Origin of the sequence: Methylomonas sp. 11b (genome assembly GCF_000515215.1) — a bacterium.
Lineage (GTDB): Bacteria > Pseudomonadota > Gammaproteobacteria > Methylococcales > Methylomonadaceae > Methylomonas.
In genome coordinates this window covers 734320-748777 of sequence record NZ_KI911557.1, presented here as the reverse complement: position 1 = coordinate 748777, position 14458 = coordinate 734320, and the positions used below count along the sequence as shown (strand labels likewise).

14 protein-coding genes and 2 pseudogenes are annotated in these 14458 nt (G+C 47.8%); 6 read left to right on the top strand and 10 right to left on the bottom strand.

Translation table 11 applies throughout. The features are described from left to right. Positions 1-287 precede the first annotated feature (287 nt). From METH11B_RS0103695 to METH11B_RS0103685, 4 genes and pseudogenes are all read right to left on the bottom strand, one after another. Positions 288-1607: a TolC family outer membrane protein gene (locus METH11B_RS0103695; RefSeq protein ID WP_026600849.1), complete on the bottom strand. Its 1320-nt coding sequence runs from the start codon at positions 1605-1607 to the stop codon at positions 288-290. 251 nt (positions 1608-1858) lie between these two features. Further along, a complete protein-coding gene (locus METH11B_RS30115; protein ID WP_442919028.1) occupies positions 1859-2095 on the bottom strand; it encodes a transposase in 237 nt (78 codons plus the stop codon). Between the two features lie 20 nt (positions 2096-2115). Further along, positions 2116-2268, bottom strand: a pseudogene (locus METH11B_RS30110) (transposase); the annotation flags it as partial. An 86-nt stretch (positions 2269-2354) separates the two neighbouring features. Next, complete coding sequence (locus tag METH11B_RS0103685) at positions 2355-2627, bottom strand: hypothetical protein (RefSeq protein ID WP_026600847.1); 273 nt, start codon at positions 2625-2627, stop codon at positions 2355-2357. A 568-nt stretch (positions 2628-3195) separates the two neighbouring features. Between METH11B_RS0103685 and METH11B_RS0103680 the strand changes: the two genes are divergently transcribed. After that, entirely contained in the window at positions 3196-4869 is a 1674-nt protein-coding gene (locus METH11B_RS0103680) for a DUF4301 family protein (RefSeq protein ID WP_026600846.1), read from the top strand. Between the two features lie 17 nt (positions 4870-4886). Beyond that, positions 4887-5132, top strand: a pseudogene (locus tag METH11B_RS0103675) (UTP--glucose-1-phosphate uridylyltransferase); the annotation flags it as partial. A 24-nt stretch (positions 5133-5156) separates the two neighbouring features. Here METH11B_RS0103675 and METH11B_RS0103670 read toward each other — a convergent pair. The 4 genes from METH11B_RS0103670 to dksA are packed head-to-tail and all read right to left on the bottom strand — an operon-like array spanning position 5157 to position 9343. Beyond that, positions 5157-6047: a DMT family transporter gene (locus METH11B_RS0103670; protein ID WP_231499575.1), complete on the bottom strand. Its 891-nt coding sequence runs from the start codon at positions 6045-6047 to the stop codon at positions 5157-5159. Position 6048: 1 nt separating this feature from the next. After that, a complete protein-coding gene (acs, locus tag METH11B_RS0103665) occupies positions 6049-7989 on the bottom strand; it encodes an acetate--CoA ligase (RefSeq protein ID WP_026600843.1) in 1941 nt (646 codons plus the stop codon). A 26-nt stretch (positions 7990-8015) separates the two neighbouring features. Beyond that, positions 8016-8888 carry a tRNA glutamyl-Q(34) synthetase GluQRS gene (gluQRS, locus tag METH11B_RS0103660; RefSeq protein ID WP_313735075.1) on the bottom strand — a complete coding sequence of 291 codons (873 nt, stop codon included), beginning with the start codon at positions 8886-8888 and terminating at the stop codon, positions 8016-8018. Between the two features lie 23 nt (positions 8889-8911). Then, the gene (dksA, locus tag METH11B_RS0103655) at positions 8912-9343 is read right to left on the bottom strand and encodes an RNA polymerase-binding protein DksA (protein ID WP_020481282.1); all 432 of its coding nucleotides are present in this window, start codon (positions 9341-9343) and stop codon (positions 8912-8914) included. 110 nt (positions 9344-9453) lie between these two features. Here dksA and METH11B_RS0103650 point away from each other — a divergent pair, with 110 nt between their 5' ends. Genes METH11B_RS0103650 through METH11B_RS0103640 form a run of 3 tightly spaced genes read left to right on the top strand, consistent with a single transcriptional unit; the run spans position 9454 to position 11675 of the window. Beyond that, positions 9454-10617 (top strand): pyridoxal phosphate-dependent aminotransferase, encoded by a 1164-nt coding sequence (locus METH11B_RS0103650; RefSeq protein ID WP_036275581.1) that lies wholly within the window; start codon positions 9454-9456, stop codon positions 10615-10617. Further along, a complete protein-coding gene (locus METH11B_RS0103645) occupies positions 10608-10931 on the top strand; it encodes a rhodanese-like domain-containing protein (protein ID WP_026600840.1) in 324 nt (107 codons plus the stop codon). Before METH11B_RS0103650 ends, METH11B_RS0103645 begins: the two co-directional genes overlap by 10 nt. A gap of 15 nt (positions 10932-10946) precedes the next feature. Next, positions 10947-11675: a DUF3581 domain-containing protein gene (locus METH11B_RS0103640; protein WP_026600839.1), complete on the top strand. Its 729-nt coding sequence runs from the start codon at positions 10947-10949 to the stop codon at positions 11673-11675. A 96-nt stretch (positions 11676-11771) separates the two neighbouring features. On the opposite strand, the gene moeA is transcribed toward METH11B_RS0103640, so the two are convergent. Both moeA and mobB read right to left on the bottom strand, forming a co-directional pair. Then, positions 11772-13028, bottom strand: a complete 1257-nt coding sequence (gene moeA / locus METH11B_RS0103635) for a molybdopterin molybdotransferase MoeA (RefSeq protein WP_026600838.1) — start codon at positions 13026-13028, stop codon at positions 11772-11774. Next, the gene (gene mobB, locus METH11B_RS0103630; RefSeq protein ID WP_026600837.1) at positions 13021-13545 is read right to left on the bottom strand and encodes a molybdopterin-guanine dinucleotide biosynthesis protein B; all 525 of its coding nucleotides are present in this window, start codon (positions 13543-13545) and stop codon (positions 13021-13023) included. The genes moeA and mobB overlap by 8 nt, the downstream gene beginning before the upstream one ends. An 89-nt stretch (positions 13546-13634) precedes the next feature. Here mobB and METH11B_RS0103625 point away from each other — a divergent pair, with 89 nt between their 5' ends. Then, the gene (locus METH11B_RS0103625; protein ID WP_026600836.1) at positions 13635-14114 is read left to right on the top strand and encodes a DnaJ domain-containing protein; all 480 of its coding nucleotides are present in this window, start codon (positions 13635-13637) and stop codon (positions 14112-14114) included. The last annotated feature ends 344 nt before the right edge of the window (positions 14115-14458 follow it).

Genomic DNA, 14458 nt, shown 5'->3' with positions numbered 1-14458 from the left:
CGAGGGTAGAAAGAATCGATTAAGTCTGGCCGGGCTGTTTGCCGCCCGATATAGGCGGCATGCGGCTTTAGCCGTTGAGGATGCGGTAAACGAAGTAAAAGCTATGTTTCCCGCAAATAGCAAAGGTTTGGAAACTCACTATATCCTAAGCCTGCTTTCGGCTGCACATTTACCGGTTATAGTCGAAACCTAAATGATAAGAACATGGCTGAGCTAATAACGCCCGGCATTGGGGAGCGGCAAAACCGGCGATGTTAACGAGCGGCATCGAGCACTCCACGGGTGAGCTAGTTCTTACTCAGCGTTCCCTGCAAATATTGATTGATCTGCTCCAAGTCCTGTTCATTCAGGCTGCCGGCCGCTTCTTTGAGTTTGATGCCGTTAATCAGATAGTCGTAACGGCTTCTGGCGTGATCGCTTTTGGCTCTAAAAAGGTTGCGTTGTTCAGCGAGCACATCCACCATGGTGCGGGTGCCCACTTCAAAACCGGCTTCGGCGGCTTCCACTGCCATTGCAGCGGATTTGCTGGTGGCTTCCAGCGCTTTGACTCTGCTGATGCTGGAAACTACGCCCCGAAACGCGTCTTTAACGCCACGATTGATGCTGCGTTTTACTTTAGTCAAATCTTCCTTGGCGGCTTCATACTCGTAAGCTGCCTGGCGGCTGCGGGAAGAGGTGCCGCCGCCTTCGTATAAAGGCAGGTTTAGTTGCAATCCGAAGCTTTCATTGTCGCCGCGCAAACCGTATTGGTTGCCTGTGTCCATTTCGCTGTATTGAGCAACGATGTCAAGGGTTGGCAGATGCTTGGATTGTTGCAACTCGACGTTTTTGCGGACATATTCGGCTTGATTGATCTGAGCGACAATAGAGAAATTGTTGTTCTCGGCGGTATTCGCCCAGGACGACAGATCTTCCGGTGCCGGCGGGCTGAGTGGGATTTGCGGTTGCAAACTGTTCAGTTCGGCGGCGTTTTCGCCTATGATTTCCCGCAGCGCTTCCTTGCTGTTATCCAAAAGGTTTCCCGCTTCGATCTCGCTTGCCAGGGCCCTGTCATAGCCGGCTTGGGCTTCATAAACGTCAGTAATAGCAATGATACCGACGTCGAAACGCTGTTTGGCCTGCTCTAATTGCTTTTCGATGGATTTTTTTTCCGAGTTGGCAAATTCCAGATTGTCTTGCGCGGCCAATATGTTGAAATAAGCCTCGGCGGTTCTGCGCATCAAGCTTTGTTGTTTGGCTTGGAATTGTGCTTCCGCCTGAGCAATTTTGTTATCAGCCTGATCGAGCTGTACCCAATGGTCCCAATGAAACACCGGTTGTTTCAAATTGATGCCCAATTTGCTGTCCCAATAATGCTGCAATGTGGTTCCCAAAAAGCTGGTACTTTCCAGACGATTGCGGCTGCTGTTGGCACTAAAGGAAAGATTCGGCAACATCTGTGCGATGCTTTGCGACTTGATTTCGGCGGTGGCTAATTTATTGATGTCCGAACTTTTAAACTCCGGGTCATTTGCTTTCGCCAGCTGATAGGTTTCCAGCAAATCCTGGCAAAAAGCGGGGCTTCCCCATATCAGAGCTACCAAAAACGTGAGTAACAGTTTTGTCATTGAGAAATCTTGCGAGGAGAGTTGAAAATAAACTTTAATTATCGCCTAAAATAACTAGCGTGCCGCGATAATTTAAGACTGACGTCAGCTTGTGTGCGCAGACTTGATTAGCTAACAGTCAATTTTAACCTTAGGGTACCTCTAATAATAATCCAATAATAATTGTTTGCGAGGTTTAAAACGGCCTCAAAAGCCAACTTTTCCAAACAATCATCTTCCCATAGGAGCCTTTTCGGCCCCTAGGGGCGGCATCAAGACGCAGCTACCCTGCGAATAGCGCAAAAACGCCTCATGTTGTAAACCAAGTTCATGAAACCGATACGCACTTCGGAGCGAGCCAGGCCGATGCAACGGACTGACTTTCCGCTCCATTGCACCATCCAGGCAAACACGTGTTCGACCCGGCAACGGGTTTTGGAGCGGATGCTGTGACGAAGCTGCCGACGATCAGTTGACCTTTGCGGGCGATCAGACCGGCGCGATCCAATTGGCGGTTGAATTCGTTGAATAAGGCCTCGGTGAGTTTCAGATCTTTGAGTGACTCAAGAAACTGCCAGAAACTGTTGCGATTCGGGGCATGCTTGGCATCCGACAAACCGATAAAACGCTGGAAACTGCGCCGGTCTTCGATTTGAAATTCCAGGTGCTCGTCGCTACAGATTGTAGAGGCTGGCGATGACCAACGCTTTGAACATCAACACCCCATCCCAAGGCTTACCAGGTTGGTGAAAAACCATATTCTGGACACTAATTCAGCTGGAAGAGATCTTTATTTCGTATCAAAGCCAACCTGGTGGTGCTAAATATAGGCTCGATTTGTTGTAAAAAAGAGTTTTTCACCAACCTGTTACGCCCGGCGGACGATTTGCGGAACTTGTAGTGGACTTGATCCAGCAGCGGCCGGAACGCGTCCCAATCCACATGGGCTTCAAATTCCAACAACGGATTGCCCAGCCGATCGATCCGACGATCTCGGTGCTCGAACAGGGAACCGAAAAGGTCGTCTTGTGCTGTCCTCATCTTTGTTCTCCAAAGGACTTGAGTCCAGTCTGATTTTACTCGCAGGGCGCAATTTTTAGAGATTCACAAATGCCAATAAAAACAATAGCCTATGATTTTTTGTAACAAAAGCATATTGTGTTACTTAGTGTCCTGGTGTCGTTGCATATGCATTCTTGAGAAAAGTCAGCATTAGATTGGCAGGAACTGGCTGATTGTGTTGAAAATGGCTATTGTTGGAAAATTGGGTTAAAGCAGAAAAGTAATTAAGAAGAAAAGCAATAACTTACAATTTGCTTAAACTGCAAAATTAGTTGGAATTCGAGAAAAGTAGGTTTTTTCAACACAATCGACCATAAGCAGTCATTTATGATATAGAATTTTTGTGTAGCTCCAAAGCCGATGCATTGTTGCCATATGAATCTAATGATGAATTATGCCGAACGCTACTCATACGGGAATCAATCGGATATCAGTGTTTTTCTAAAGTGGGGATGATTTTGGTAAAGACTACGGAGTAGCTCGGATATCACACCACAATCCCCACTGTGGGCAGATCAATGCCCTTTTCGGCGGCAAGAAGCTTTCTATGATCATGGCGGGTATCAGTAGCATTGGGTTGCCGCTTTTTTCCCATCGGATGGTTTTTTCGAGGTGGCCAAATGTAGCCGTACTTTTGGCGTTTAATTGTATAGATACATATAACAAAATTTACAACATCAAAAATTATAACATGATGCTATCAAACAACGATTTACAGCAAATTAGCGAAAAATGTATTTCAGAATCACAAATTGTTCATCAGCTTAAAAGTTTTGAAACTGGTTTCCCGTTTTTGAAAATTATTAATGCGGCATCACCAGGGCAGGGTATTACCATTGCTTCGGATGCACAAATTAATGATTTGTTGGAAACATGGGATGCTTATTTGAAAAGCAATGCTTCAATACTCAAATTTGTTCCGGCATCGGGTGCGGCCAGTCGTATGTTTAAAGATTTATATGAGTTTTTGGATGCCGATTATGCCGAACCAACAAAACCTGCTGAAATTAAATTTATTACTGAAATTAAAAACTTCGCTTTTTACAATGCTTTGAACGAATGTTGTTTGAAAAATAATAATAAAAGTATTGATGATTTGATTAAAAATGGAGAAACAAAAGCTATTGTATCCAATTTATTAAATAGTGATGGCTTGAATTATGGTGCGTTGCCCAAAGGCTTGCTTTTATTTCACACATATAACAATGAAAAACGTACTTCGCTACAGGAGCATTTGGTGGAAGGGGGATTGTATGCTTCTAATGCATCGAATGAAGTAAATATTCATTTCACAGTTTCAACTGAACACCGTCAGCTGTTTGAAAATCATGTAAATGATACACTTTCTGAATACGAAAATGTACTGGGCAAAAAATTCAACATCAGTTTCTCAGAACAAAAAACATCGACTGACACTATAGCTGTCGACGAACAAAATCAACCATTTCGCGAAAATGGAAAATTAGTTTTTCGCCCCGGAGGACATGGTGCTCTTATTGAAAATCTGAACGATTTGAATGCAGATGTTATTTTTATTAAAAATATTGATAACGTGGTTCCTGATTCACTTAAAAATCAAACAGTTAAATACAAGAAAGCTATTGCGGGTTTATTGATTAAGCTTCAACAAAAAGCGTTTGAAAATCTTCAATTATTGGAGAAAGATAATATCTCTATTTCAAGCTTACATGAAATTGCTCTGTTTTGCGAAAAGGAACTTAATAACATTCATCCTGACATTAATAAATTGGATAAAAGTGATTTAAAACAGTATCTTAAATCAAAACTAGATCGTCCGATTAGGGTTTGTGGTATGGTTAAAAACACCGGAGAGCCTGGTGGCGGTCCTTTTCTTACTGTAAATGCAGACGGAACCGTGTCTACTCAAATTCTCGAAAGTTCGCAAATTGATTTATCAAATCCGACAGAAAAAGCAAAAATGATGAATTCAACACATTTTAATCCTGTGGATTTGGTATGTGGAGTGAAGAACTATAAAGGCGAAAAATTTAATCTTTTACAATACGTTGATAAGCAAACCGGATTTATTTCATCGAAATCGAAGGGTGGTAAAGAATTGAAAGCTTTAGAGTTGCCCGGACTTTGGAATGGCGCCATGAGCGATTGGAATACAATTTTTGTTGAAGTTCCTATGGAAACATTCAATCCGGTAAAAACAGTGAACGATTTGCTTCGTCCTGAGCATCAGCAAATAAGATAATTTGTTTATAATTAAAGACAGCTGCTATTTTTGAAAAAATCGAAAACACCGGGAGCGGCGCAGGCGGTGAAATTCAGTTGACCGATGCGATTGCCGCATTGATGAAAGACGAAGAAGTGTTGTCTTACGAATTTGCAGGCAACCGTTACGACTGCGGATCAAAATTCGGTTTCTTGTTGGCTAACGTTGAGTACGGTTTGCTGCATCCGGAAATTAAAGCCGATTTCGCCGCGTATTTGCAGCAACGCGTCAGCAAAATTTAGTTCTCAGACGGCGCGGAATGGCGATTACCCGCCATTCCGTTGTTGCCGGCGATTGACGATTTCGTAAATCAACAGCGCGCACATAATCAGCGCGGTGCCCGCCATGGTTTTCAGCGTCAATGGCTCATGATTTACCGTGTAGCCAAGCAGCAACGACATGATCGGCGTCATCAGATTCATCATCGCCACGTTGGTGGCTTGCATATTGTTCAATATAAAATAATACAAAGCAAAACCCAACGTTGTCGCAACGATGCCAAGGTAGGCTATCGAATACAGGGTTTGCTCCGGAATGGTTTCAGGCAATATGCCGTCATCCAGCCAATACCAAGTGCCGAAATACAATGGGACCGAGATTAACAATCCCCCCGTGACTAATTGTAAAGCCGACAAGCGCGCGTCAATTTGTTTGACCCACACCGCACTGGCCGCGTGTATAAAGGTTGCCACCAGTACGCCGATCACGCCTTGTAGAGCCAACTCATCCAATTCCAGCGCCGAGCTGAACATCACCACTAAACCGCCCACCCCCAAGCTATAAGCGAATAACTTACCCCAGCCCAGGCTGCGTTCTTTCAGATAGGCGGCGGCCATGAAGGCGGTCATAAAAGGGCTTAAACCGAAAATCACCGAAATCCAGCCGGACGGTACGAATTGCGCCGACCAATAGGTAATCAGCATACTGCCGTAAAGCTGTACCGCCACCGCCAGGTAAGTCATCAAAGCGGGGCGGTTGAGCGGCAAACGCCGGCGCAACAGTAACAATAACAACAGCAGGCAGGCCAAGCCCGTGGTCATCCGTGCCATGGCGCCGAATACGTAACTGACGCCAATACTGCTCCATTTTATTGCCAGCGGTGTCGTGGTCCAGACCAACACTACGCCAAGGTATGCTAAGGCAAGTCGAATTTTCACCTTAAGGCAGTTTGAGACGGTTGGCGATCAATTGCTCGACCACCGAAGGATCAGCAAGCGTTGAGGTATCGCCGAGATCGTGGAATTCGTTGGCGGCGATTTTACGCAAGATGCGGCGCATGATCTTGCCGGAGCGAGTTTTCGGCAGGCCCGGCGCCCATTGAATCAGGTCGGGCAGGGCGATGGCGCTGATTTCTTCGCGCACCAAGTCCTTCAATTCGCCTTTCAGGCTGCTGTTACCTTCAATGCCGACGTTTAAAGTCACATAAGCATAAATCCCCTGGCCTTTAATCGGATGCGGAAAACCGACTACCGCAGCCTCGGCAACCAGGTCGTGCAATACCAATGCGCTTTCGATTTCTGCGGTACCCAAACGGTGGCCGCAAACGTTCAATACATCGTCGATGCGCCCGGTAATCCAGTAATAGCCGTCTTTGTCGCGGCGGGCACCGTCGCCGGCGAAATAATAGCCGGGGAATTTGGCGAAATAGGTATCGATAAAACGCGCATGGTCGCCATAAACCGTGCGGGCCTGGCCAGGCCATGGGTAAGTTAGTACCAAGACGCCTTCAGCTTCACCTTCCAAAACATTGCCATCCGGGTCGAGTATCGCCGGTTTTACCCCGAAAAACGGCAGCGTCGCCGAACCGGGTTTTAACGGCGTTGCGCCAGGTAAGGGCGTAATTAGAATGCCGCCGGTTTCGGTTTGCCACCAAGTATCCACAATAGGGCAGCGTTTGTTGCCGACCACCTCGTAATACCATTCCCAGGCTTCCGGATTAATCGGTTCGCCGACGCTGCCCAGAATGCGTAACGAGCTGCGCTTGGTGCGGGTAACAAAATCGTCGCCTTGCGCCATCAGTGCGCGGATTGCAGTCGGCGCTGTGTAAAAAATATTGACCTGATGTTTGTCGATTACTTGCCAGAAGCGGTCTGGATGCGGATAAGTCGGCACCCCTTCGAACATCAAGCTCGTGGCACCATTGCACAGCGGGCCGTAAAGTACGTAGGAATGGCCGGTGATCCAACCAATGTCGGCGGTACACCAGTAAACATCGCCTTCCTGGTAATCGAACACATATTTGTGGGTCATTGCCGCGTACAGCAAATAACCGCCTGTAGTGTGCAGCACGCCTTTGGGTTGTCCGGTGGATCCGGAGGTGTAGAGGATAAACAAGGGATCTTCGGCATCCATCATCACCGGCTCGCAGTCGGTCGATGCGGTTTGCATGGCTTCGTGGTAGCAAATGTCGCGGCCCGCGGTCCAGGGGATGTCGTGACCGGTGTGTTTGATCACTATCACGGTATTCAAATTAGGACATTGATTGGCGGCCTTATCGACATTCAATTTCGAATGCACAATTTTGCCGCCACGATAGCTTTCGTCCGCACAGATCAACACTTTGCAATCGGCATCGATGACCCGATCGCGCAATGCGTCTGCGGAAAAACCGCCGAATACGATGGAATGCACCGCACCGATCCGTGCGCAGGCCAAAATTACCACCGCCGCTTCCGCGATCATAGGCAGATAGATGCAGACTCTGTCGCCTTTTTGCACGCCATTGGCTTTCAGGACATTCGCGAATTGGCAGACTTGGGCGTGCAGTTCGCGGTAGGTCAGTTTACGATCATGCGCCGGGTCGTCGCCTTCCCAAATAATCGCCACCTGGTCAGCGCGCTTTTCCAGGTGTCTGTCCAGGCAGTTGACGGTGACATTGAGTTTGCCGCCCAGAAACCATTGTATTTCGCCCTTGGGGTAGTCGTATTGCAGTACTTGTTGCCAAGGCTGGTGCCAGTCCAAAAATTCGGCGGCCTGTTCAGCCCAAAAAGCTTCCGGTTCGGTTATCGATTGTTGGTAGAGACGCTGATAAGCAGCGCTATCGATATGGGCGCTGGCGGCAATCTGCGGATTAACCGGATAAATTTTTTGGTCTGACATAACGTAACCTCCTTCTTTGAACGTTATTAATTGTGTTGTAAGGCTGAGACGGCCTGGGTGTTTGTCAAGCGTTCGGCTTGCCAATGTTCGACGGCCCATTCCAGAATACTGTCGATTGCAGCCAGCCGCAAATCGGGCGGTGGATTTTGCTTGAGTAAGGTTAGCAGCTGAAACAAGGTTGGTCCGGCTTGATGTGAATTGACGGCTTCGGCGCGGGTTTGCTTACTGAGCTTATTGCCTCTGTGATCGACAATCAACGGAATATGCATGTATTGCAGTGATGGGTAACCCAGCAAATACTGTAAATACTGCTGTTTGGGGGTCGAATCCAATAAATCGTAACCTCTTACCACCCGATTGACCTTTTGCCGCTGGTCGTCGACAACACACGCCAGTTGGTAAGCGACGATGCCGTCCTTTCGTTTGACGATAAAATCGCCGTGCTCAGTAGCCAGGTTTTGGCTGACATCACCCTGCAGTTCGTCAACAAAGCGCATGGATACATCCGCGGTTTTTACGCGCAGCGCATGTGGCGATTGAATTGATTGTTCCTTGATGCGGCAATAGCCTGGATAAATCAAAGGAGAGTTTGCCAATAAACTGCGGCTACAGGTGCAAGGATATAGCTCATGCCGGTTTTGCAGTTTGACAATGGCTTCTTCATACTGATTGAGTTGTTGGCTTTGGTAATACACCTCGCCGTCCCAATGCAAACCAAAGCTTTGCAGGCAATTCAGGATTTCCTCGCTGGCTCCAGGCATATTGCGCGGCGTATCGAGATCGTCGATGCGCAATAGCCATAGACCTTTATGCTGACGGGCATCCAGATAGCTGGCGAGAGCGGTGTATAAAGAACCAAGATGAAGCGGGCCGGTAGGCGAGGGCGCAAACCGGCCGATATACGGTGCGGAATTGGGCAGAATTAACCCAATTGCTTTTCCCTGATTTCATCGAGCGTTTTGCAATCGATGCACAGGTTGGCGGTGGGACGTGCTTCCAGACGGCGAATGCCAATCTCGATACCGCACGTTTCGCAATAGCCGTAATTGCCCGACTCAATTTCCTTCAAGGATTCGTCGATCTTCTTGATCAATTTGCGTTCGCGGTCGCGGGTGCGCAGTTCCAGGCTGAACTCTGATTCCTGCGTGGCCCGGTCGTTCGGATCGGGAAAGTTGGCCGCTTCGTCCTGCATGTGGTGGACGGTACGATCCACTTCCATCATTAGTTCGGATTTCCATTTATTTAAGATGGCGGAAAAATGGCTCAACTGCGCCTCGTTCATGTACTCTTCGCCTTCTTTTTCCTCATAAGGCTTAAAAGTAAATTCCGATGCGGCAGGGTTTGTATTGTTCATCCAATGACTCCTGGCGGTCTATAAAAAAATCGGGGCTTTTTAACAGAATAGCCGGGGCCAAGCAAGAAGTTTGTTATGATGAAGTCGCTTTTGACTAACGGAATTTGCACATGAAACACCACGTCGCCGAGCGAATGCGCGGCATCAGCTCATTTTATGTGATGGAATTATTACAGCGCGCGAAGCAGCTTGAACAGCAAGGTCGCGACATCATTCACATGGAAATTGGCGAGCCGGATTTCGAGACACCACCGGCAATATTGGCCGCTGGAAATGCGTTCATGCAAGGTAGGGAGGTCAAATACACCGCTGCGGCCGGATTGCCGGAATTGCGACGCAGCATTGCCGATTATTACCAGGCGCAATACGGCGTAGATCTGGACCCAAAACGGGTTTTCATTACACCCGGCGCGTCCGGCGCGTTTTTGCTGGCGTTTGGGATTAGTTTAAATCCGGGCGAGCAAATCTTGATGGCTGATCCGTGTTATCCCTGTAACGACAACTTCGTGCAGCTTTTCGACGGTAAAACTCGTTTTGTGAATGTAGGTGCCGAAACGGCGTATCAACTCAACGCCGAGTTGATACGCCAGCACTGGCAGCCGGCCAGCAAAGGCGTATTAATTGCTTCGCCGTCCAACCCTACCGGTACCATCATTGGCAACGATGCGCTGCGCGATGCGATTCAACAGACGCATGCCTTAGGGGGCTGCTTTTATTCGGACGAGATTTACCATGGTCTGGTTTACGGCGAAACAGTCAGCAGTGCTTTGGAGTTCAGCGACGATGTATTTGTCATCAACAGTTTTTCCAAATTCTTTGGCATGACCGGTTGGCGTATCGGCTGGTTGATCGTGCCGGAAGATTTTATCGACGCCGTGGAAAAACTGGCGCAAAACATTTTTATTTCTACGCCTACCCACTCTCAATACGCTGCGTTGGCCTGTTTCAGCACTGAAAATATGGCCGAATTGTATCGACGCCGCGACGAATTTGAAAAGCGGCGGGATTTTCTTTACGACAACTTGTTAAGGTTGGGATTTAAAATAGCCTGTAAACCCCAAGGGGCGTTTTATATTTATGCCGATTGCAGTGCGTTTACCGACGACAGTTTTGAGTTTGCCAAACAGCTACTCGAACAAGAAGGCGTAGCGGTAACACCCGGCAAAGACTTTGGTCAATACTTGGCCAATCAACACATTCGATTTGCATATACCGCTTCAACCGATAGAATGGCCGCCGCGCTTCAGAGACTGGAAAGATTCATATGCCAATAAATCAATACACGCCACAACAGCTACAACAACATTTACAGGACGACCCATCGGTATTTTTACTGGACGTCAGGGAGCCCCACGAGTTTGCCTACGCCAAGATTGCCGGTAGCGTATTGATACCGCTGCAGCAAATCCCCGCGCGCTTCGCCGAAGTGCCTGCAGACCGTGACGTGGTGGTGATTTGTCATCATGGTATGCGTAGCCAGCAAGCTTGCAATTTTTTGCAGCATTCCGGTCTGCAAAGATTGTTCAATTTGAAGGGCGGCATCGACGCCTGGTCTCAGGTTTGCGATCCGTCCGTCCCACGTTACTAAATAATTAATAAAGCTATGTTTTTAAAAGAATACTATGACATTCAGGAGGGCAGTGTCGCTATCAGCGCCGCGCAGGCCAGCATGTTTGCCAAAGAAGTTGCCCATGACTTCAACCCCTTGCATGACGAAGACGCAAAACGTTTTTGCGTACCGGGCGATTTATTATTCTCGCTAGTGTTGGACAAATACGGTCTTAGCCAGAATATGCACTTCATCTTTTCCGGAATGGTTGGTCACGGTGTATTGCTGAACTTTCCTGATGATGATGCCGAAAAAATCGATGTCACCGACAATCAAGGTAAAACCTATTTGCAGATCGAACGTTCCGGCGATGTGATTCGCGACCCTGCCTTAATCGAGGCGTTGATTCGCGATTATGTGGCTTTTTCCGGGCAGAACTTTCCGTATGTGTTGGTGCCTTTGTTGGCCAAAGAGCAAGTCATGTTCAATATAGACCGGCCTTTGGTGATCTATGAGAGCATGACCTTGACATTGAACCGGATGGATTTTCACGAACCGCGGCTGGAAATGCTGGAACCGAAAATGGAAGTCAACGGCAAGCGCGCCACCGCTTATCTTTATTTCCAAATCAAATGCGGTGAAGACGTGGTTGGTTCCGGCTTTAAAAAGCTGGCGGTCAGCGGGTTGCGTGATTATGAAGCCGAACCGATGCAAGCATTTGTAGACGAATATCTGGCCAGAAAACATGGATATCTAGGGAATCTTGCGGAAGCAGCTGCGTAATTAGACATTCTGCCGTTCGTTTGCAGGGACTGGCAGCCTGTTTGTGTTTCGTGTTTTCCAACCGGTTGGCCAAGAATACACCGGTTGGTGAGAAGGCTAGTAAGCTGTCTGTAACGTCGAAGAGAAGGGCTCTACTGTCACCATTTCCCCAACATCTACACCTGTACTGTCTGCATCCAGCACAATAAAACAATTGGACTGACTGGCCACTTTCAGTTGATGAGAATCTTGTTGACCGGCGAGACGGACGGCTAATTCGCCGTCGTCCTGCTGGTACAGAATGCCACGTTGATATTCCTGCCGCCCGGGTGATTTTTTTAGCCTGCTGTCGCAACGAACACGTAACCGCAATGCTTGCGTGGGTGGCGCGCCGGCGAGCTGTTCCAAAGCTGGTTTTACGAATTTCTCGTAAGTGACCAGGACGGCAACCGGATTGCCGGGTAAACCGAAAAACCAGCACTTGCCGATCTTGCCAAAAGCCAGGGGTTTACCGGGTTTGATCGCCAGTTTCCAGAAGTTCACCTGTCCGCATTTTTCCAGCGTTTGTTTGACAAAATCCGCATCACCAACCGACGCACCGCCGGTGGAAATGAGGACGTCATGTTGCTGGGCTGCGTTCTTGAAAGTTTGTTCGAGTTTCAGTTGATCGTCTGCGACGATGCCCAAGTCCGAGACCGTGTGATTAGGGTCGGATAATAGCCCGGCTAATAGGTAGCGGTTGCTGTCATAGATTTGGCCGATAGCTAGCGGTTCTCCCAGTGGTACCAATTCGTCGCCAGTCGAGAAAAAGCCAATTCTAAGTTTGCGTTTCACGCTGATTTGTTCGACACCTGCCGCAGCCAGTAGGCTGAGGTCGCGAGCGGAGAGCTTTTTCGATGCGGTAACTAACTCATCATGCTGTTTAACATCGCTACCAGCCGCGCGAATATTTTTATACGGTTGCCAGTCCTGGGGAAGTGATACAGTGTCTCCATTTAGTTCGGTTTGTTCTTGGGCGATAACGCTGTCCGCAAACTCAGGGACCACAGCCCCTGTAAATATTCTGACGCATTGGCCGGGCGACTGTAGCTCTGAAAATGGTTTTCCGGCCCAAGAGGTGCCGATTGCTCGTAGTTTAGCCTGCTGCCCCGCAGCTATATCGCCAGCAGCAAACGCGTAACCATCCATTGCTGCCGTACGTTGCGGAGGGACGTCGATGGGTGAGCTCACGCTATCGGCTAGTGTTCTACCAAGGGCCTGGGTCAACGCGATTAGCTCTTGTTCGGGGATGGCCTTGATGGCTTTGCGGATTTCCGATAGAGCCTGTTCGACGCTTAATAAATCGTGTTTGTTGGGGTAGCAGATGTTAGTCACGTTGGCGCTTCAAAAAGATTTCGATAACGAATTTGGCTATGGCCTCTGCATCGTTTAGATCAAGGCAAGGTAAGCCGGGTGGTGTTAAGACGGTTTCATCGCTTGCTATCGCGATAATAGACGGGTCTTCAGGGTAAAGCAGCGGTTTGCCTAGGCTTGGTCTGCACAGCTCTATTTTGGGGTAGCTCTCGTGCCTGAATCCTTCCACTAAAATCAAATCCAGGCCTGCATTGGGAAACAAGGCTAGTTGTTCAGTCAGCGAAATATCGTTATCTGCGGACAATTCGCTGATTACCGCACGCCGGTGTCGGGAAACCAGCATAACCGGTGTGGCGCCCGCTTCGCGCAGCCGAAAGCTATCTTTACCGGGTTGATCAATCTCGAAGTCGTGATGACTGTGTTTGATAACACCTATTTCCAGATTATGTGCTTTCAGCATCGGGATAAGTTTTGTCAGTAAACTGGTTTTACCGGTGCCGCTGGCGGCCGCGAAGCCGAGGACTGATGGGCTGAACATGGACTTCTCTACATTTGTCGAACTGACCGTATTCTAAGTTATTATGACGTTCGTAGGTTGAAGCGTTTGGAGTCTGGGTGATACGAATAGTGATATTGTTGGCATTGGTATTGGCAATTTTGATGCTATCGGGATTTATGAAGGTACCAGCCGAATTGCGCAGCAAGCGACTTAAACAACTAGTCTGGGTTGCGGTTGCGCTGATTTTGCTTGTACTGATGCTGAGTGGAAAACTTAGCGGTCTGCTGGCGATATTCGGCGTAATATTTGCGTTTCTAGTACGCTCGATGCCTCTGATATTAAGATACGCGCCACAACTTCATGGTATTTGGTTGCGATTCAAAGCCGGCAATCCGCAATATGGTAAGCCGGGTCCTGGTTCATCTCGACAAGCCGGCATGACAACAACGGAGGCTTTTGAAGTTTTGGGGCTTATGCCTGGCGCAACGGAAGAAGAAATTATTCAGGCCCACCGTAAACTCATTTCGCGCTTTCATCCTGATCGAGGAGGGTCGGATTATTTGGCGGCCCAAATTAATCAAGCAAAAAAAACATTGCTGGGCCGTTGAAAAAACACATCCAGAAAATTCCTTTCAGAATTGTCTGTTTTTGCAGTTCTTTTGAATATATGTGATACGCATCACTTTCTTATTTTCATAATTTAGAAGTGGTTCGAATTTTAGTTTGATCTTGCTGATTTTAGTTACCAAAAAGGCCTAAGAGGCTGCTGTGAATAAAAATCAAAAAAGAGATGTGGACCACAAAAATATCAGTAAATTCAATTTATAAGACAAATCTTTTAAAGTTATACTGGCACTCGCCGTTAAGGTTAGTGCCTTCGATTAGATCAGATCGGAAATACAAGAAGAGGCGTGATGTCGTTAAGATTGGCCTATTGACTTAAGTGGTTTTG